Annotated in this window: 15 protein-coding genes and 1 pseudogene; 12 read left to right on the forward strand and 4 right to left on the reverse strand. The window is 70.0% G+C overall.

The window, feature by feature from the left end:
* The 3 genes and pseudogenes from glyA to gcvT form a co-directional block, all read left to right on the forward strand.
* A pseudogene (gene glyA / locus HMPREF2924_RS26325) lies at nt 1–317 on the forward strand (serine hydroxymethyltransferase); the annotation flags it as partial.
* 47 nt (nt 318–364) lie between these two features.
* Nucleotides 365–1,741 carry an L-serine ammonia-lyase gene (locus HMPREF2924_RS26330; RefSeq protein ID WP_003125878.1) on the forward strand — a complete coding sequence of 459 codons (1,377 nt, stop codon included), beginning with the start codon at nt 365–367 and terminating at the stop codon, nt 1,739–1,741.
* Nucleotides 1,742–1,834: 93 nt separating this feature from the next.
* Entirely contained in the window at nt 1,835–2,956 is a 1,122-nt protein-coding gene (gene gcvT, locus HMPREF2924_RS26335; protein ID WP_003136335.1) for a glycine cleavage system aminomethyltransferase GcvT, read from the forward strand.
* A 45-nt stretch (nt 2,957–3,001) separates the two neighbouring features.
* Here gcvT and HMPREF2924_RS26340 read toward each other — a convergent pair whose 3' ends face one another.
* Nucleotides 3,002–3,877, reverse strand: a complete 876-nt coding sequence (locus tag HMPREF2924_RS26340) for a hypothetical protein (protein WP_003136336.1) — start codon at nt 3,875–3,877, stop codon at nt 3,002–3,004.
* Complete coding sequence (locus HMPREF2924_RS26345) at nt 3,874–4,845, reverse strand: polysaccharide deacetylase family protein (protein ID WP_003136337.1); 972 nt, start codon at nt 4,843–4,845, stop codon at nt 3,874–3,876. The genes HMPREF2924_RS26340 and HMPREF2924_RS26345 overlap by 4 nt, the downstream gene beginning before the upstream one ends.
* Nucleotides 4,846–5,533: 688 nt before the next feature.
* On the opposite strand from HMPREF2924_RS26345, the gene hflK (HMPREF2924_RS26350) reads away from it, so the two are divergent.
* The 6 genes from hflK (HMPREF2924_RS26350) to HMPREF2924_RS26375 all read left to right on the forward strand — a co-directional run bounded on the left by hflK (HMPREF2924_RS26350) (nt 5,534) and on the right by HMPREF2924_RS26375 (nt 12,755).
* The gene (hflK, locus tag HMPREF2924_RS26350) at nt 5,534–7,534 is read left to right on the forward strand and encodes a protease modulator HflK (RefSeq protein ID WP_003136341.1); all 2,001 of its coding nucleotides are present in this window, start codon (nt 5,534–5,536) and stop codon (nt 7,532–7,534) included.
* An 11-nt stretch (nt 7,535–7,545) separates the two neighbouring features.
* Entirely contained in the window at nt 7,546–8,577 is a 1,032-nt protein-coding gene (gene hflC, locus HMPREF2924_RS26355) for a protease modulator HflC (RefSeq protein WP_009316187.1), read from the forward strand.
* Nucleotides 8,574–9,614: a protease modulator HflK gene (hflK, locus tag HMPREF2924_RS26360; protein ID WP_003136345.1), complete on the forward strand. Its 1,041-nt coding sequence runs from the start codon at nt 8,574–8,576 to the stop codon at nt 9,612–9,614. Before hflC ends, hflK (HMPREF2924_RS26360) begins: the two co-directional genes overlap by 4 nt.
* A 153-nt stretch (nt 9,615–9,767) precedes the next feature.
* Nucleotides 9,768–10,202 carry a hypothetical protein gene (locus tag HMPREF2924_RS26365; protein ID WP_003089693.1) on the forward strand — a complete coding sequence of 145 codons (435 nt, stop codon included), beginning with the start codon at nt 9,768–9,770 and terminating at the stop codon, nt 10,200–10,202.
* Nucleotides 10,203–10,230: 28 nt separating this feature from the next.
* Nucleotides 10,231–12,213 (forward strand): cation-translocating P-type ATPase, encoded by a 1,983-nt coding sequence (locus HMPREF2924_RS26370; protein ID WP_003136347.1) that lies wholly within the window; start codon nt 10,231–10,233, stop codon nt 12,211–12,213.
* Nucleotides 12,210–12,755 carry a DUF4946 domain-containing protein gene (locus HMPREF2924_RS26375; protein WP_003136349.1) on the forward strand — a complete coding sequence of 182 codons (546 nt, stop codon included), beginning with the start codon at nt 12,210–12,212 and terminating at the stop codon, nt 12,753–12,755. Before HMPREF2924_RS26370 ends, HMPREF2924_RS26375 begins: the two co-directional genes overlap by 4 nt.
* 135 nt (nt 12,756–12,890) lie before the next feature.
* Here HMPREF2924_RS26375 and HMPREF2924_RS26380 read toward each other — a convergent pair whose 3' ends face one another.
* Nucleotides 12,891–13,160: a hypothetical protein gene (locus tag HMPREF2924_RS26380; protein ID WP_003089681.1), complete on the reverse strand. Its 270-nt coding sequence runs from the start codon at nt 13,158–13,160 to the stop codon at nt 12,891–12,893.
* Between the two features lie 114 nt (nt 13,161–13,274).
* Nucleotides 13,275–14,189: a LysR family transcriptional regulator gene (locus tag HMPREF2924_RS26385; protein WP_003136351.1), complete on the reverse strand. Its 915-nt coding sequence runs from the start codon at nt 14,187–14,189 to the stop codon at nt 13,275–13,277.
* 400 nt (nt 14,190–14,589) lie between these two features.
* Between HMPREF2924_RS26385 and HMPREF2924_RS26390 the strand changes: the two genes are divergently transcribed.
* Genes HMPREF2924_RS26390 through HMPREF2924_RS26400 form a run of 3 tightly spaced genes read left to right on the forward strand, consistent with a single transcriptional unit; the run spans nt 14,590 to nt 17,964 of the window.
* Nucleotides 14,590–16,764, forward strand: coding sequence for an FUSC family protein (locus HMPREF2924_RS26390; RefSeq protein WP_003136353.1), 2,175 nt, complete (start codon nt 14,590–14,592; stop codon nt 16,762–16,764).
* A complete protein-coding gene (locus HMPREF2924_RS26395; RefSeq protein WP_003102972.1) occupies nt 16,754–16,963 on the forward strand; it encodes a DUF1656 domain-containing protein in 210 nt (69 codons plus the stop codon). Before HMPREF2924_RS26390 ends, HMPREF2924_RS26395 begins: the two co-directional genes overlap by 11 nt.
* On the forward strand, nt 16,960–17,964 hold the full coding sequence (locus tag HMPREF2924_RS26400; RefSeq protein ID WP_003136354.1) for an HlyD family secretion protein: 1,005 nt from the start codon (nt 16,960–16,962) through the stop codon (nt 17,962–17,964). Before HMPREF2924_RS26395 ends, HMPREF2924_RS26400 begins: the two co-directional genes overlap by 4 nt.
* Nucleotides 17,965–17,993: the final 29 nt, after the last annotated feature.

Consider the following 17,993-nt stretch of genomic DNA (forward strand, 5'->3'; position numbering starts at 1 on the left):
CCGACAACCACCTGATGCTGATCAGCCTGGTGAAGCAGGGGCTGACCGGCAAGGCCGCCGACGCGGCGCTCGGAGCGGCGCACATCACGGTGAACAAGAACGCCGTGCCGAACGATCCGCAGAGCCCGTTCGTCACCTCCGGCATCCGCATCGGCACCCCAGCGGTGACCACTCGCGGTTTCCGCGAGGGCGAGTGCCGAGAACTGGCTGGCTGGATCTGCGACATCCTCGACGATATCGACAATCCCGAGGTCGGCGAACGGGTCAGGGGCCAGGTCGGCGAATTCTGCCGGCACTTCCCGGTCTACGCTGATTGAACAGGAACGCCGCCGTGGTGGCGGCCAATCCGCAAGCGGAGACGAGCATGTCCCTGAGTGTCTTCGATCTGTTCAAGATCGGCATCGGGCCGTCCAGCTCCCACACCGTGGGGCCGATGCGTGCCGCCGCGCGCTTCGCCGAGGGGCTGAGGCGCGAGGGGTTGCTGGAGGCCACTGCCAGCGTCAAGGTCGAGCTGTACGGCTCGCTCGGCGCCACCGGCAAGGGCCACGGCAGCGACAAGGCGGTACTGCTCGGCCTGGAGGGCGAGCAGCCGGACACGGTGGATACCGCCGCGATTCCCGCCCGGCTCGATACCATCCGTTCCAGCGGCGAGCTGCGCCTGCTCGGCGAGCGGCCGATCCGCTTCGTCGAGAAGGAACACCTGGCGCTGATCCGCAAGCCGCTGGCCTACCATCCCAACGGCATGATCTTCCGTGCCTTCGACGCCGCCGGCCTGCAGGTCCGCAGCCGCGAGTACTACTCGGTGGGCGGCGGTTTCGTGGTCGACGACGAGGCCGCCGGCCTCGACCGCATCGTCGAGGACCGCACGCCGCTGGCGTTCCCCTTCAAGACCGCGCGGCAACTGCTCGACCATTGCGTCCGCGAAGGCCTGTCGATCAGCCAGTTGATGGCCGAGAACGAGAAGGCCTGGCGCCCCGCCGAGGAAACCCGCGCCGGCCTGCTGCGTATCTGGCAGGTGATGCAGGATTGCGTCGAGGCCGGCTGCCGCAACGAGGGCATCATGCCCGGCGGACTGAAGGTCAGGCGCCGCGCGGCGGCGCTCCACCGCCAGTTGTGCCAGCGGCCGGAGGCCGGCCTGCGCGATGCTCTCAGCGTGCTCGACTGGGTCAACCTCTACGCCCTGGCGGTGAACGAGGAGAACGCCAGCGGCGGCCGCGTGGTGACCGCGCCGACCAACGGCGCGGCGGGGATCATTCCGGCGGTGCTGCATTACTACGCGCGCTTCATCCCCGGGGCCGACGACGACGGCGTGGTGCGCTTCCTGCTCACCGCTGCGGCGATCGGCATCCTCTACAAGGAAAACGCCTCGATCTCCGGCGCCGAGGTCGGTTGCCAGGGTGAGGTCGGGGTGGCCTGCTCGATGGCCGCCGGGGCGCTCTGTGAAGTGCTCGGCGGTAGTGTGCAGCAGGTCGAGAACGCCGCCGAGATCGGCATGGAGCACAACCTCGGGCTGACCTGCGACCCGGTCGGCGGGCTGGTCCAGGTGCCCTGCATCGAACGCAACGCGATGGCTTCGGTGAAGGCCATCAACGCGGCGCGCATGGCCCTGCGCGGCGACGGCCAGCACTTCATCTCTCTCGACAAGGTCATCCGCACCATGCGCCAGACCGGCGCCGACATGAAAAGCAAATACAAGGAAACCGCGCGCGGCGGCCTCGCCGTGAACATCATCGAATGCTGAACCGCGCCGCTGCGCCGGCGCTTCTTTTTTCTTTCCCGACAATCGATCGCGGCTCTCCGGCAGACAGGAGGCCGGGATGCCATGGAGTGAAACATGACCGCAGAAACCCTCGCCAAGACGCCCCTGCACGCCCTGCACCTGGAACTGGGGGCGAAGATGGTGCCCTTCGCCGGCTACGACATGCCGGTGCAGTACCCGGCCGGGGTGCTCAAGGAGCACCTGCACACCCGCGAGCAGGCCGGTCTGTTCGATGTCTCGCACATGGGCCAGATCCGCCTGGTGGGCGCCGATGCGGCGCTGGCCCTGGAAAGCCTGGTGCCGGTGGACATCCTCGACCTGCCGGTGGGCCAGCAGCGCTACGCGTTGTTCACCGACGAGCAGGGCGGGATCCTCGACGACCTGATGGTGGCCAACCTCGGCGATTGCCTGCTGCTGGTGGTCAACGCCGCCTGCAAGCACCAGGACCTGGCGCACCTGCGTCGTCACCTGGAGGGCCGTTGTAGCGTCGAGCCGCTGTTCGAGGAGCGTGCCTTGCTCGCCCTCCAGGGACCGGCGGCGGTGCGGGTGCTGGAGCGCCTGGCGCCGCAGGTGGCGCAGATGACCTTCATGCAGTTCGCCCGCGTCGAGCTGCTCGGCCAGGACTGCTACGTCAGCCGCTCCGGCTATACCGGCGAAGACGGCTACGAGATCTCCGTGCCCGCCGCCCATGCCGAGGCCTTGGCGCGGCGCCTGCTGGCCGAGCCGGAAGTGGCGCCGATCGGCCTCGGCGCGCGCGACTCGCTGCGCCTGGAAGCCGGCCTGTGCCTCTACGGCCACGACATGGACAGTGCCACCACGCCGGTCGAAGCCAGCCTCGGCTGGGCCATTTCCAAGGCGCGTCGCGCCGACGGCGTGCGCGCTGGCGGCTTCCCCGGCGCCGAGCGGATCTTCGCCCAGCAGGCGCAGGGCGTTGCCAGCAAGCGCGTCGGTTTCCTGCCGCAGGGGCGGATGCCGGTGCGCGAGGGCGCCGAGATCGTCGATGCCCAGGGCCGGGCGATCGGCAAGGTCAGCAGCGGCGGTTTCGGTCCGAGCCTCAACGCGCCGTTGGCCATGGGCTACGTGCCGAACGAACTGGCCGGCCTGGGCAGCGAGGTGACGGCGATGGTGCGCGGCAAGCCGGTGACCCTGGTGGTCAGCAAGATGCCCTTCGTGGCGCAGCGCTACTACCGCGGTTGAGCCCTGGCCCTCTCTCGCTTCGGCGGGAGAGGGCGGCGACCGGCCTCACGGGTGTTTCGGCCGCTGCCGTTGCAGGCCGAGCTTCTTGGCCCGGTGGAATACCGCCGCGCGGGTCTTGCCGGTCTGCTGCGCGCACCATAGCGAACCGCGCTGCTGGTAGTGCTGGCGCAGCAGGTCTTCCTCGGACTTGCTCCAGATCGCATTGTTGCGGTCGCGCTGGCTGTGCGGGGAAAGCTCCTCGGCCTTGCTGGCGACACTCTGGTAGCTGCGGCCGAGCATGTAGGCGCACCAGGCCAGGCTGCGCTTGCTGCCGTGGCGGCGGATGAACTCGACCTCTTCGCTGGACCAGGCGGCCGGTGCCTTCGGCGGCGCCTTGCGGTCCAGCGAGCGGGCGAGGGCGGCGCGGGCGCGCGCCACCGCCTGGTCGCCGGGGTTGTTGCGGCGGGTCACGCCGAGGGCGCGGCGCCAGCGTCCCACCAGGCTCGGACTGAAACCCCACCAGAACTGCACCGACTCGGCGCATTCGGTACGTACCGCGCGCAGCAGGTCGCCGCAGAGAATCGGCGAAGGGCGGCCGCTGCGCTTGCGCGTCGGCCAGCGGAACAGGCCGTCGGTGAAGCCGCCGACTTCCACGGCGCCTTCCAGTTCGTCGACCAGCCAGTCACCGGGGATCACCAGTGGGCTGGTGTAGGGCGCGCCGAGCAGCAGGTGGTTGATGGTAGCGACAGAGGTAGGGGTGTCTGCAGTCATGGGACGATCCTTGCTGATACCGGGCCAGCTGGGCTGGCCATATCCCTGAGAGCGGCGTCGCTGCGGCGTGGCGGGCGACGGCGCGTTCGCTTCCCGTGGTTCGGGCGGTCTTCCGGCGGAGGGCGACTGCCTGTCGCGCCTCCTTGGGAATGGGTTGGAGGCCGTGCTCATGGACGGGCTCCACGATAGATGCGCCAGGCCAGCCGGCCGGGACGGGCGGCGATCGCCGCGCCCACCTCGATGCGCGGCAGGTCCAGCGGGTCGCAACGGGGATCCACCAGGCCATTGCGCGCGCCGAAGGCGAAGCGGTAGCCAAGCCGGCCGAGGGCGGCGCGCAGGCCGGGTTGCGCAGGCGTCGCGGCGGGCGTGGCGCGAGCTTGGCAGAACACCGGCAGAGGGGCGGCGCAATGCTGCTGGAGCTGGCGGTGGGCGCGGCCGAGACAGTCCTCGGCGCAAAGGCCTGTCGCTGGGTGCGGGTCCTGGCCGTGCAGGCCGAAGCGAACCAGGCCGCTGTTTTCCAGGCGGCGGACCCGTTCCCAATCGCCCGCGCCGTACGCCGCGGGGGCCGTGCAGGCCGCGCGCAAGGCCTGCTGCGAAGCCGGGTCGAGGCGTTCCAGCTTGCGCAGGAGGAGGTCGAGGCTACGGCTGCGACGCTGGTCGTCGCCGGTGCGTTCGAGCACCCGCATGAGCGCAGCGCCGCCGTAACGCTCCAGCAGTTCCAGCAATGGCTCGGCGGTAGCCGCATCGGCCTGCCAGAGGGTGTCGGCGACCGCTTCGCGCCAACTGCGCGGGTCGCCGCCGATGAAGGCGCTCGCTGGCATTTCGTAGCGCTCCAGCAGCGGGTAGACCAGCTCGGCCAGTTCCGCAGGGTTGCCGTCGACGCTCAGGGCGATCCGCAGGCAGGCTGGAGCGGGGCTCTCGAGCAGGTGTTCCAGGGGCACGCAGAGGAAGTGCCGCTGTAGCCACAGCAGCAGGGTCTCCAGGCCCTGGCGGTCGAGGCAGCGCCCTTGCCGGTGCGGCAGGGCCGCGCGCCGGCGATCCGCGACTACCCGTCCCAGGCGCAGCACGATGCCGTTCTGGCGCAGCCGGCGCTGGCCCACGGAGGAGTTCAGGAACGTCATCCCGATCAGGCTTCGCATGGCATCCCCCGGCTCATCGACGATCCGTCACCGGCGATGGTTCCGCGTGCGCGGCAGGGCTTTCGCCAGCCTGTCCGGACGCTGCGCCGTGAACTCCGGCCCCGGCGGTCGATTCGGTCATGGGCGAGCCTCCTGGGTAATCCGCACAAACGTTTGCTGCGGCCACGCCAACGCGTGGCTCGAACCGGGGCTTGGTGGGGACCCGGCGGGTGTTCGGTAAGGACTGCATGGCACCGGATAACGCTGCAAAGGATCGATGTGATTCTTTTTTGACGCTACCACAGTCGATAGTCGAATTATTGACGCTTTGCCGCTGTTATAAAACCGTCAGGCTATGCGAAAAGTCCTGCTGGCTACGCGTGGAGGCCCGGAGCGGCGTGCCTTTGAGGGGGAAGCGGGGGAGCCGGCAGGCCTATGCGGATTGGTTATAAGAAATCCGTTTCGAATGAAAATTGCCGACGAATGGTCGTTTGCGCGGATGTCCGGTGGTTTTTCCCGACTGCTTAGAACCTTTCGGTTGGTCGGGGGCTTGCCAAGTGGGCTGCCCCCAGTCTTTCGTCTTCCAGTCAAGAGCCTGGGGATGCAGACTGTTTTTCAAATCATGACAACTTCTTAACGCGCATTGTTATAAAGTTGCGGACGTTTGCGCCGGCCTGGCCGGCACCTTCGAGTTTTGCCTGGAGTGAAGATGAGAGTCGACCTGGACGCCGAGGGCGTCGCCGCCGAATCGCTGCCGCGTTTCCAGCAGGCGCCCCGGCAGTTGCGCCAGTTGTGGCGATGGGCAGCGGCCAGCGTCGCATTGGCCGCCGCCTGCGCCGTGCTGGGGTTCTTCATCGGCCTGTTCGCCGCCGACTCGCTCTGGCCGCCGCTGCTGTACAACCTCGGCGCGGCCTGGCTGGTTCTGTTCGCCGGTCTGCACGCGGCCTACCGGGTCGCGGCCTGGCGTTGCGTGGTCCTCGGCGCGGAGGCCAGCGCGCGGCCTGCCTGGCTGCGCTGGCAGCGGGGCGAACCCGACGCCGCCGCCGACAGCGCCTATGAACGGCTGCTGGAGCGCCTGGGCCAGGCCATCGCCCACGGCCTGGCCCAGCTCGGGCACGCTGCGCTGTGGCTGGCGGCGAGCGCGGCGCTGGCGTTGTGCCTGGTAGCCGCCGGCTGGCGTCTCGACCTGCCGCCGGCCAGTTCCGGGCAAGCGGCCGACCTCGCCATCGGGATCTGCCTGCTGCTGGCCTTCGCGGTGCTGGTGCTGGAACGTCGCTTCGCCAGCCAAGGGCCGGCGCAGTGGCCGGAAGCCCCGGCCCTCGGGCAACTGGCGCGGGCGCTGATCGGTACCCTGGTGCTGGCCGCCCTCTGTCTGTTCCTGGCTCGCCAGGGACACCCCTGGGCCCCGCGCCTGGCGGTACTGCTCGGCCTGTTGCCGGCGGCGCTGGCGTTGGAGTTGCTGGGCAGGGCGATCCTGGCGATGTTCGCGCCGCAGCGTGCCGGCCTCGAACCGCGCCTGGTCGCCACCAGCCTGCTGGCCGACCTGTTGCGCTGGCCGCCGCGTCCCCTGCAGCGTCTGCAGCATGAGTTGCACCAGCGCTTCGGCATCGACCTGCGCCAGGTCTGGGCCTTCGGTTTCATGCGGCGGGCGTTCCTGCCGGTGCTGGCGGTGGTGTCGCTGAGCGGCTGGCTGCTCAGCGGCGTACGCGAGATCGGCATGGATGCACGGGGCGTCTACGAGCGCTTCGGCAAGCCGGTCGCGGTGCTCGGCCCCGGCCTGCACCTGGGGCTGCCCTGGCCGCTGGGGCGGGTGTTGGCGGTGGAGAACGGGGTGGTCCACGAGTTGGCCACCAGCGTCGCCGCCGGCGACGGCGGAGCCGAGCCGCTCGCGCCCGCCGAAGGTCCGGCCCCGGATAGCGCCAACCGCTTGTGGGACGCCTCCCACGTCAGCGAGAAATCGCAGGTCATCGCCAGCCTGGCCGACCGCCGGCAGAGCTTCCAGATCGTCAACATGGACGTGCGCATCGTCTACCGCATCGCTCTCGACGACGCGGCAGCGCTGGCGGCGACCTACCGCAGCGCCGACGTGCCGACGCTGGTGCGCAGCACCGCCAGCCGCGTACTGGTGCATGCCTTCGCCTCGCGGACCCTCGATGAGGTCCTCGGCGAGCAGCGCGCGGGCCTGGCCGAGCAGATCGGCCAGGCCGTGCAGGCCGATCTCGACCGCCTCGGCAGCGGCGTCGAGGTACTGGGCGCGGCGGTCGAGGCGATCCATCCGCCGGCCGGTGCGGCGAACGCCTACCACGCGGTGCAGGCCGCGCAGATCACCGCACAGGCGCTGATCGCCCGCGAGCGCGGGCAGGCTGCCGCGCAGCGCAACGAGGCGCAACTACAGGCCAGCGTGGCGCACGACCGGGCCAGCGCGCAGGCCCGCGAGACCCTGGCCGCCGCGCAGGCCGCCGACCGGCGCTTCGCCGCCGAGCGGGAAGGCTATGCCGACGCCGGCCAGGCTTTCCTGCTGGAGGCCTACTACCGCCAGCTCGGGCTCGGCCTGGGCAAGGCCAACCTGCTGCTCATCGACCACCGCATCGCCGGCGCCGGTGCGCCGACCATCGACCTGCGCAGCTTCGGCCTCGGCCGCCTGGATTCCCCGTCTTCGTCCCGTCCGTCCGCCGCTCCGGCGTCCGCGGCCGGGCAATCCGCACCATGAGGAGAGCGCTCTTGAGCCTCGGTCACTCCCACTCGCACAGCCACCACGAGCATCATCACGATCACGATCACGATCACGATCACGATCACGGCCATGGCGCACAGGCCGCGCCGCCCTGGCGCCGGCTGCTGGTCGCCGCGCTGCTGGTGCTGTTCGCCGTCGCCGCCGCTTGCCTGGTGCAGGTGCGTTCCGGCGAGGCGATGGTCATCACCCGTTTCGGCAACCCGGCGCGGGTCCTGCTCGAACCGGGCCTGGCCTGGCGCCTGCCGTTGCCGTTCGAGAGCGCGATCCCGGTCGACCTGCGCCTGCGCACCACCTCCAGCGGCCTGCAGGACGTCGGCACCCGCGATGGCCTGCGGATCATCGTCCAGGCCTACGTGGCCTGGCAGGTACAGGGCGACGCCGACAACGTGCAGCGCTTCATGCGCGCGGTGCGCAACCAGCCGGACGAGGCTGCCCGGCAGTTGCGCACCTTCGTCGGCTCGGCGCTGGAAACCACCGCCAGCGCCTATGACCTGGCCGACCTGGTGAATACCGAGGCGTCGCGGGTGCGTATCGGCGACTTCGAAGCGCGCCTGCGCGAACAGATCGACAATCAGTTGCTGGCGACCTACGGGGTCAAGGTGGTGCAGGTCGGCATCGAGCGCCTGACCCTGCCCAAGGTGACCCTCGGCGCCACCGTCGACCGCATGCGCGCCGAGCGCGAGACCATCGCCACCGAGCGTACCGCCGAGGGCCGTCGCCAGGCCGCGGAGATCCGTTCGGCGGCGGAGCGCGACGCCCGGGTGATCCAGGCCGAGGCTTCGGTGAAAGCCGCGGAGATCGAGGCCCAGGCGCGGGTCGAGGCGGCGCGCATCTACGGCAAGGCCTACGCCGGTTCGCCGCAGCTGTACAACCTGCTGCGCTCGCTGGACACCCTCGGCACCATCGTCAACGGCGATACCCGCCTGGTCTTGCGCACCGATGCCGCACCGTTCCGCGTGCTGGTCGACGGGCCGCCGGCGCTCCCCGCCGAAGCGCCGGCCAACGGGCGCCGGCCATGAGCGACGAAGCGCACGAGGGGCTGCGCAGCCCCTGGCTGCAGGCCGGACGCCTGGCGTTCCTCGCACTGTTCGGCGTGACCCTCCTGGCGGCGCTGGCCTGGGTGTTTTCCAACGTCCGCCAGATCGGCCCGGAGAACCGCGCCGTAGTGCTGCGCCTGGGCGCGCTGGAGCGCCTGGCCGGTCCCGGCCTGCTGCTGGCCTGGCCGCAGCCGCTGGAGCAGGTGGTGCTGCTGCCGTCCGCCGAACAGGTGATCGAACGCCGCGTCGAGGGCCTGCTGCGCTCCGAGCAGGCGCGTCGCGCCGACCTCGACGTCAGCCTGTCCAGCGACGCGCTGGCCGGCTCCGGCTACCTGCTGACCGGCGACGCCGGGGTGGTGCAACTGGACGTGCGGGTGTTCTACAAGGTCGACGACCCGTACGCCTACGTCCTCCAGGGCGCCCACGTGCTGCCGGCGCTGGACCGGCTGGTGGCGCGCAACGCCGTGCAGGTCTGCGCCGCGCGCGACCTGGACACCATCCTGGTGGCGCGCCCGGAGTTGCTCGGCAACGACAGCGCGGTCGCCGAGCGCCGCGAACGCCTGCGCGGCGACCTGGTGCAGGGCATCAACCACAGCCTGGCGGCGCTGGCCGCGGCCGGCAGCGGGCTGGGCATCCAGGTGGTGCGGGTCGACGTGCAGTCGAGCCTGCCGCGCAATGCGGTAAGCGCTTTCAACGCGGTGCTGACCGCCAGCCAACTGGCCGAGCAGAACGTCGCCAAGGCGCGCACCGAGGCGGAGAAACTCACTCAGGCCGCCACCGAGGGGGCCGACCGCACCCTGCAGGTCGCCCGCGCCGAGGCCGGCGAACGGCTGGCCCAGGCGCGCCGCGACACCGCCAGCATCGTTGGCCTGGCCCCGGCGCTGGGCGCGACCGATCCCGGCCTGCTCTGGCGCCTGTACCGCGAGCGGGTGCCGGCGATCCTCGGCAAGGCCGGTTCGGTCGGCAGCGTCGATCCGCGTGATGACGGCCGCCTGATTCTGCAAGGCGGGCAGCCATGAGCCGCTGCCCGACGGTGCCCTTCGCGGGCTGTGAAACAATGGACGGACAAGCGAACGTGAAACGGCTACCCTGCGTCGGCATCAACCTTCGGTACGCGCTTCCGCCAGCGGAACGCGGCGCCGAGTCGAACAACCAGGCGAACGGGACGGGCAATGACGGCAGGCGGTATTCCATTCACGGGCAACGGTGCGCGGCTATCACCGGGCAGGGCCCTGCTGTGCGGGCTGGCGCTGTTGCTGTGCGGCGGCGAGGCGCTGGCGCGGCAGTTGCCGAGCGACATGCTGGTGGGCTTCGTGGCCAGCGCGCAGTACCCGGTCATCACCCTGAAGAAGCCCAAGCAGAGCCTGCTGCGCAGCGTGCTTACCCTGGGGCTGGGGAAGAAGACCGTCAGCTATTCGGTGGCGCCGTCGGTGCGCATCCGCACGGCGCAGAACCTGTTCATCGTCTATGGCCGCATGCCCCAGCTCAAGGGCAGTTTCGTCGGCCTGAAGAGCGACAACAACGGGCAGGTCAAGCAGATCTGGGAACTCACCGAGAAGGAAGCCCTGGACTACGTACGCCGGCCGGACGCGCGCTTCCCGCAATAGCCGCCGCGGCTCGCCCCGGGAGGTGCGCATGAGCGAGCCGTCCGCCCACGGCAGCCATGGCGGCTGCGCGCATCATCATCACCTGCCGTTCGGCGGCGGCCTGCTCAGCCGCGACGAGCAGCGCCGCGCCGCCCGCCAGCTGAGCCTGGCGATGCTCGCCCTTGGCCTGTTGCTGCTCGGCCTGGCCTGGCGCTGGCTGGCGGCGGACCAGGCCGGGGTCAGCCAGATCCTGCTCGGCGTCGCGTCGCTGCTGGTGGCGCTGCCGGTGGCCCGCTCGGCCTGGGACAGCCTGCGGCATCCGAGCCTGCACGGCGTCACCGACCAGTTGATCGCGCTGGCCATGCTCGGCGCCTGGGCCAGCGGCGACCTGCTGACCGCCGCGCTGCTGCCGATCATCATGATCTTCGGCCACGTGCTGGAGGAGCGCAGCGTGATCGGCTCCCAGGAGGCCATCGCTGCCCTCGGCGAACTGACCCGCAGCCATGCCCGGCGGATCGAGGCCGACGGCAGCCTGAGCGAGGTGGACAACGCCAGCCTGCGGGCGGGCGACCAGGTGGAAGTGCGCGCCGGCGACCGGGTTCCGGCCGACGGGCGGGTCCTGCAAGGCCAGGCCAGTCTCGACACCGCGCCGATCACCGGCGAGTCGGTGCCGCTCGAGGTGGCGCCGGGGATGGAGGTCTACGGCGGCGCGATCAACCTCGACGGCCTGCTGCGCATCGAGATAACCCGTACCGGCGAGGCCTCGACCCTGGGCAAGGTGATCGGCCTGATGCAGCAGGCCGAGCGCGCCAAGCCGCCGATCACCCGCCTGCTGGAGCGCTACGCCGGGCAGTACATGTTGCTGGTGTTGCTGATCGCCGCCGTCACCTGGTTCGTCACCAACGATGCCCAGGCCATGCTCGCCGTGCTGGTCGCCGCCTGTCCCTGCGCCCTGGTGCTGTCCGCCCCGGCCACGGCCATCGCCGGGATCGCCGTGGCCGCCCGTCATGGCATCCTGATCCGCAGCTCGGCCTTCCTCGAGGAACTGGCGGACCTGACTTCGCTGGTGGTCGACAAGACCGGCACCCTGACCCACGGCAGCCTGCGTCTGCAGGCGCTGCGCCTGGCCGATGCCGCCGAGGAGGCGTCGGTGCTGCGCCTGGCCGCCAGCCTCGGCGCCGCCAGCAGCCATCCGGTGAGCCGAGCGCTGGCGGCCCTGGCGGCGCACGATGCCTATCATCCATTGAGCGATATCCGCGAACGCCAGGGGTTCGGCGTGGTCGCACGAACAGCGGCGGGCGAAGCCGCCCTCGGCCGGCCCGAGCTGTTCCAGCAACTGGGCATCGACGCCGGCGAGGTGCCGGCGCACGAGGGACCGATCGCCGGAATCGCCCTGGACGGGCGCTTCCTCGGCTGGCTGCTGCTGGCCGACAGCGTACGCGCGGAGGCCGCCGAGGCCCTGGCCGATCTACGCGAACTGGGTCTGGGCCGGCAACTGTTGCTGACCGGCGATCGCCAGGCGGTGGCCGACGCCGTGGCCAAGCAGGTGGGGATTCGCCAGTTGGTGGCGCAGGCGTTGCCGGAGGACAAGTTGCGCCAGGTCGGCGCGGAGATCGGCAGCGGTTTCCGGCCGATGGTGGTCGGCGACGGCATCAACGATTCGCTGGCGCTGAAGGCCGGTGTGGTCGGGGTGGCAATGGGTGCCGGCGGCGCCGATATCGCCCTGGCCTCGGCGGATATCGTGCTGATCGGCAGCGACCTGCGCCGGCTCGGCACCTGCGTGCGGCTCAGCCGGCAATGCCGGCGGACCCTGCAGGTCAACGTGGCGATCGGCCTCGGCTGGACCCTGGCGATCGTCGCCGCGGCAGCCTTTGGCCTGCTCGGCGCGGCCGGGGCGATGGTCGCGGCGCTGCTGCATAACCTCAGCACCTTGCTGGTGCTGGGCAATGCCGGACGCCTGCTGCGTTTCGAGGAGCCCCTCGGGCAGCCCCGGCCGGCCGTGGAGGGACGCGAAGAGGAGGGTACACCGTGAGGCAGGCACAAACGCGACGCAACGGCTGGCGCTGGCTGGCCCTGGCGGTCGGCACGCTGTCCGCGCTGAGCCTGGCCGAGGCGTCGATGGCGCGCTGGCCGGCGGGCTGGCAGGTCAGCGACCTGTCCGCCGCGCAGCCCGGCCAGGCCGGCGCCGGCCAGCGCCAGCGCGCGGTCAAGTTGCAGGCAGACGGCTCCCAGGCACTGGTGATGGAAGTGACGCGGATGCCCCTGCAGAGCGGGCAGGCAGTGAACCTGGAGAAAGTCCTCGGGCACATGCGCAAGCTGGTGCAGATCGAGTTCCTGCGCAACGGCCTGCAGACCGCCTGCACCTCGCCGCAGCCGTCCACCACCGGCGGGCTGGCGGCGCTGGAGACCACCTGCACCATTCGCCAGCGCGGCGCCGTGGTGATGAAGCAGACCTTGCTCACCGCGGCCGGCAAGACCTCGGCCTATTCGCTGTCCTATGCCGGCCTGGCCGAGGCCTACGACGCCAGCCAGGCGGAAATCCGCGCGGTACGGGAAAGCCTGCGCTTCGAGTGAGCGAAATCGGACGCGGTCGGGGCGGGGGCTGGAGTGTCGGCGGATAACGCCTGCGGCGCTATTCGCCCTACGGAGGGTTGCATTGGGGTAGGGCGGATAACCGCTTGCGGTTATCCGCCTTGCGTCTGTCGCGGATCATTTCTTCCCGGCGTTCTGCAGGATCTGCAGGGCCTGGGTGGTGGCGGTGATGCAGCCCTTGGTGTCGCCGCTGGCCTGGTCCTGCCTGGCCTTGGCCTGGAGTTCCTTGACCTCGGTGACCCGCGCACCGGTGACCGAGGTCTTGCCGCGCACGGCGAGGATATCGTCCAGCTTCTGCAGGTTGGCGCCGCACAGGTCGGTGCTTTCGGCGGCTTGGGCGGTGCCGCCGAGCAGGGCGGCGGCGATGAGCAGGGTACGCACGATCATGGCAGTTCTCCTTTGTGGGCCGGGTGGCCGGACGGGGGAGAGACGACAGGCTCCTGGGAGTCTTCTCCGCATGCCCAGTATCTGACCGGAGCGTCGCCGGAATGGTTCGGTCGCTCAGCCGTTGCCCCAGGGCGGGATCGACAGCGCCTGCTGGAGATGCTGGATGAACGCCTTGACCTTCGGCGACATCGCCGCCGCCCGCGAATACATCGCGTAGATCACGTCGTCGAGTGGGCGCAGGCTGGGCGCGGCGTCCACCAGGCGGCCGTTCTTGAGGTCCTCGGCGACGATGAACAGCGGCAGCAACGCCAATCCCTGGCCGCGCAGGGCGGCGTCGCGCATGGCCTGGCCGTTGTTGCTGCTGAAGCGTCCGCGTGGCGAGACGGCGCGGGGCTTGGCACCGGGGAACGCCGGTTCGAAGGTCCAGACCTGGCTCGGCGTGGCGTTGTTGTAGCCCAGGCACTCGTGCTGCATCAGTTGTTCGAGGGTGTCCAGCGTGCCGTGGCGTTCCGCGTAGTCGGGGCTGCAGCAGACCACCCGCTGGCTGTTGGCCAGCGGCCGGGCGATCAGCGAACTGTCGTCCAGGCGGGTGACGCGGATGCTCAGGTCGTAGCCTTCCTTCTCGAAGTCGGTGAGGCGGTCGTCCATCTGCAGGACGATCTCCAGGCGCGGGTGCTGGCTCATGAAGTCGGCGATGATCGGCGACAGCCAGAGGGTGCCGAAGCTCATCGGGGTGACGATGCGCAATTCGCCGCACAGGTCGTTCTCGCGCAGGGCGACGATCTCCGCGGCGTTGTTGAGTTCCTGCAGCGAGGCCTTGGCGGCCTTGTAGAAGAAATGCCCGGCCTCGGTCGGCTCGACGTTGCGCGTGGTGCGATAGAGCAGGCGGACGCCGAGGCGTCGTTCGAGATCGCTGACGCGCTTGCTGATCACCGACTTGGACAGGCTCATGCGCTCGGCCGCCGACGTCACGCTGTTGAGTTCGGCGACGTTGAGGAAGGCTTCGATATCGTCGAAGCGCAGGCTCATCGGTGGGCCCACGATACAGTGGCAATCGCTCGACGCATTCTCGGCTCCTCCTGGTCGTTTTCCTTGGGCTTTCTATCCGCTTGATTCGCAAGCTAAATCGATCCAGCCCTGAGCAAGCTTACCCAATCGAAAGGCGCCGCAGCGTTCGTTCTCAGCGAAAACGGTTTTCGCCTGGACGCGCTACCGGGAAGGCCGCCGGGGCTTTTACCCTGTAGTCGCGACTCGTCGCTCCGTGGCCGACCGCACCTGCCCGCCCCCGTAGGCGGCCACGGATTTCCTTGCGCCTTCTAGACTGGAAGCCAACCCGCCGCATCAACCCCGAACGAGAAACCAGCATGTCGAGTCGCTTCATCGCCGCCTGGTCCGCGGCCAACCGTTGCCTGGAGGTGCGGGGCCGGGCATGGAAGGGCTGAAACTCTACGCCCGCTTGCTCTGGCGGCCGCCGCGGGAAACCCTGCTGTTCGCCCTGCGCACCGTCGCCGCCGGGCTGCTGACCCTCTACCTGGCCTTCCTCTTCGACCTGGAGCAGCCGAAGTGGGCGCTGATGACCGTGGTCATCGTCAGCCAGCCGCTGGCCGGGATGGCTCTCAAGCGCAGCTTCGCCCAGGTCGTCGGTACCTTCGCCGGCGCCGTGGTGGCGGTGCTGATCATGGCGCTGTTCGCCCAGCAACCGTTGCCGTTCTTCGTCGCCCTGGGACTCTGGCTGGCGCTCTGCACCGCCGGCGGCACCTTGCTGCGCTACACCGATTCGCACGCCTTCGTGCTCAGCGGTTTCACCGCGGTGATCGTCGCCGTGCTGTCGATTCCCGATCCGGAAAACACCTTCATGCTCGCCGTGGTGCGGCTCACCGAGACCCTGCTGGGCGTCGCCTGCGTGGCCCTGGTCAGCCTGCTCAGCGCGCGTCCGCAGGCGGTGGCGAAGGGCTACTTCACCCAGGTCGATGGCCTGATCCGCAGTACCGCGCGGCACGCCGCGGCGGTGATCCGCGGCGACGAGGGCGACGAGTCGTTCAACCAGCGGCAGATGCAACTGGTCGCCAGCATCACCGCGCTGGACGGCCTGCGCCGGCACCTCTATTTCGACGCGCCGAACCTGCGCCGCGCCGATGGCCTGGTGCAGTTGCTGGGCAACCTGCTGGTGCTGATGGCCTCGCGGCTGTTGCTGCTGCGCCAGCATCGCCTGCTGGTGCGGGCGCACTGGGTCGGGCCGTTGCCGGCGGATATCCAGGCGCTGCTGGATCGTGCGCTGCGGGTGCTGGACGCGCTGGCCGAGCAGGGGCGGGCGGTACCCTCCGAGGTGCTGGAGGAGTTCCAGGCGGTGCGCCAGGCCTTCGATGCCGCGGCGACGCGCGCGGAGTCCTACGACGAGGCGCTGAGCCCGGCGCTGCGCCCGCAGGTGGCGATCCTGCGCTGGGAATACGCGCGGCTGTTCCAGCGCCTGGGCGAAGTGCTCGAACTCAACGATGCGATCCAGTCCGGCCGCCAGGCCAGCAGTTTCTACCGCCGTGGCCAGGCGCAGGCGCTGCACCTGGACTGGGCGCTGGCCTCGATGAACGCCGTGCGCGCTTTCGTCGCCTTGTCCTGCGCCGCCTGGCTGTGGATCACCAGCGCCTGGAACGGCGCCCTCAGCAGCCTGCTGCTGGTCGGCGTGATGTGCTCGCTGATGGCGACCTTCCCGCGTCCGCTGCTGGCGGCGCAGAACTTCCTGCGCGGGCTGCTGCTGGCGATCCTGATCTCGGCGGCGCTGCTGTTCGTGCTGTTGCCGGCATCCGCCGACTTCGAGTGGCTGGCGCTGTGGATGGCGTTGCTGCTGTACGTGGTCGCGGTCGGCCTGAGCAGCCCGCTGAGCGCCGGGATCGCCATGGGCATCGGCCTGGAGACCCTGCTGATGGTGGCGCCGCAGAATATCGCGGTCTACTACAGCAACGCTTCGCAGTGGTTCGAGTTCGTCGGCGGCTTCCTCGCCGCGGCGGTCCTCGCCGTGCTGGTGTTCGCCCTGGTCTATCCGTTCCGCGCCGACCCGCGCCTGCGCCGGCTGCTCTACCTGTCGCGCCAGGACGTCGCGGAAATGTCGCGCTGCGAGGCCAGCGAGGCGCAGCGCTTCGCCTTCGAGACGCGGATGATCGATCGCCTGGCGGTGATGGTCGGCCTGCTGCCGGCGAGCCAGGAGCCGGCTGCGGCGGAACGTTTCCAGTGCGCCCTGGGCTGCGTGGTGATGGGCGTGGCGTTGAACCGCCTGCGCGAGCCGCTGCATGACGCCGGGGTGGTGCCGCTGGAGTTGCAGCCGCTGCTGGGCGAGGCGCTGCGCGAGGTCGCCGCCTACATAGCCGGCGGCGCGGACGCCCCGCGGCAGGACCTCGCCCTGGCCGCCCTGCGGCGTTTCGGCCGGGGCCTGGAGGCCTTGCTGGCGCAGCCGTCGAAGGACCTCGGGGCGACGCGGCAGCGCTTCATCATGAATGTCGCGGTACTGATCCTGCAGCAGTCGCTGCAACGCTATCGGACGCTGCTGGAGGAGGACCGCGGCGCACCGGCGGTCGTCGAAGAACCAGAAGAGGAGGGCGGACATGCCCGCTGATGTCGAGATCGGGGGCGCCTACCTGCCGCCGATCGCCCAGGCGCTGCTGCTGGCCTGGCTGATCCTGCTGCTGCTCAACCCGCTGTTGCGGCGCTTCGGCGTGTTGCAGCGGGTCTGGCACGAAGCGCTGTTCCAGGGCGCGTTGTACTGCGCGATCTGCGCCGGTCTGATCCTGTGGATGGGAGAGATGTCCCGATGAACCTGTTGCAAGGCAAATGGCCGCGCCTGGCCACCCTGCTGGTGGTGCTGGTGGCGGCGGCACTGGTGTTCCTCGCCTGGGAACGCTACACCCGCACGCCGTGGACCCGTGACGCGCGGGTCCGCGCCGATGTGGTGACGCTGTCGGCGGACGTTTCCGGGCTGATCACCCGGTTGCCGCTGAGCGACAACCAGCCCGTGGAGAAGGGCGAGCTGCTGCTCAGCATCGATCCGGCGCGCTATGAACTGGCGGTGCTGCGCGCCGAGCGCGCGGTGAACGTGGCGCGGGCGGCGCTGGGCGAGTCGCGCGCGGCGATCGAGGCCAGCCAGGCCCAGTTGCGCCAGCGCCGCAGCGAGGCGCAGCGGCGCTCGGCATTGCAGAAGCGCTCGATGCTATCGGTGGAAGAGAACGAAAAGGCCCAGACCGACGTCAGCCTGGCCCAGGCCGAGTTGCTGAGGAACCAGGCCAGCCTCGGCCTGGCCCAGGCCAACGTGGAGCTTGCCGAAGCCGCCTTGCAGCAGGCCCGTCTCGACCTCGAACGTACCCAGGTACGCGCCCCGGTCAGCGGCTACGTGACCAACCTGCAGACCCGCGAAGGCGACTACGCCCACGCCGGGGTGCCATTGCTGGCGCTGGTGGACCGCGATTCGTTCTATGTCAGCGGATACTTCGAGGAGACCAAGTTGCCGGGCATCCGCGTCGGCAGCCGGGCGCGGGTGGAACTGATGAGCGGCGAGCGCTTCGACGGGCGCGTGCAGAGCATCGCCCATGCCATCACCGACCGGGAGAATGCCGAGGGCTCGCGCCTGCTGGCGAACATCAACCCGAGCTATACCTGGGTCAAGCTGGCCCAGCGAATTCCGGTGCGCATCGCCATCGATCCCGCCTATCGCCAGCGCAACACCTTGCGCGCCGGCGTGACCGCGACCATCCGGGTGCTGCCCGCGGAGGACACCGCGAAAGTCGATTCCGCGGCGCCCGGGACTGCCTTGCGGCCTTGAGTCAGGCCGAACCGGTCAGTCTGTGCCGG

The organism is Pseudomonas sp. HMSC063H08 (assembly GCF_001813645.1).
Classification (GTDB): domain Bacteria; phylum Pseudomonadota; class Gammaproteobacteria; order Pseudomonadales; family Pseudomonadaceae; genus Pseudomonas; species Pseudomonas aeruginosa.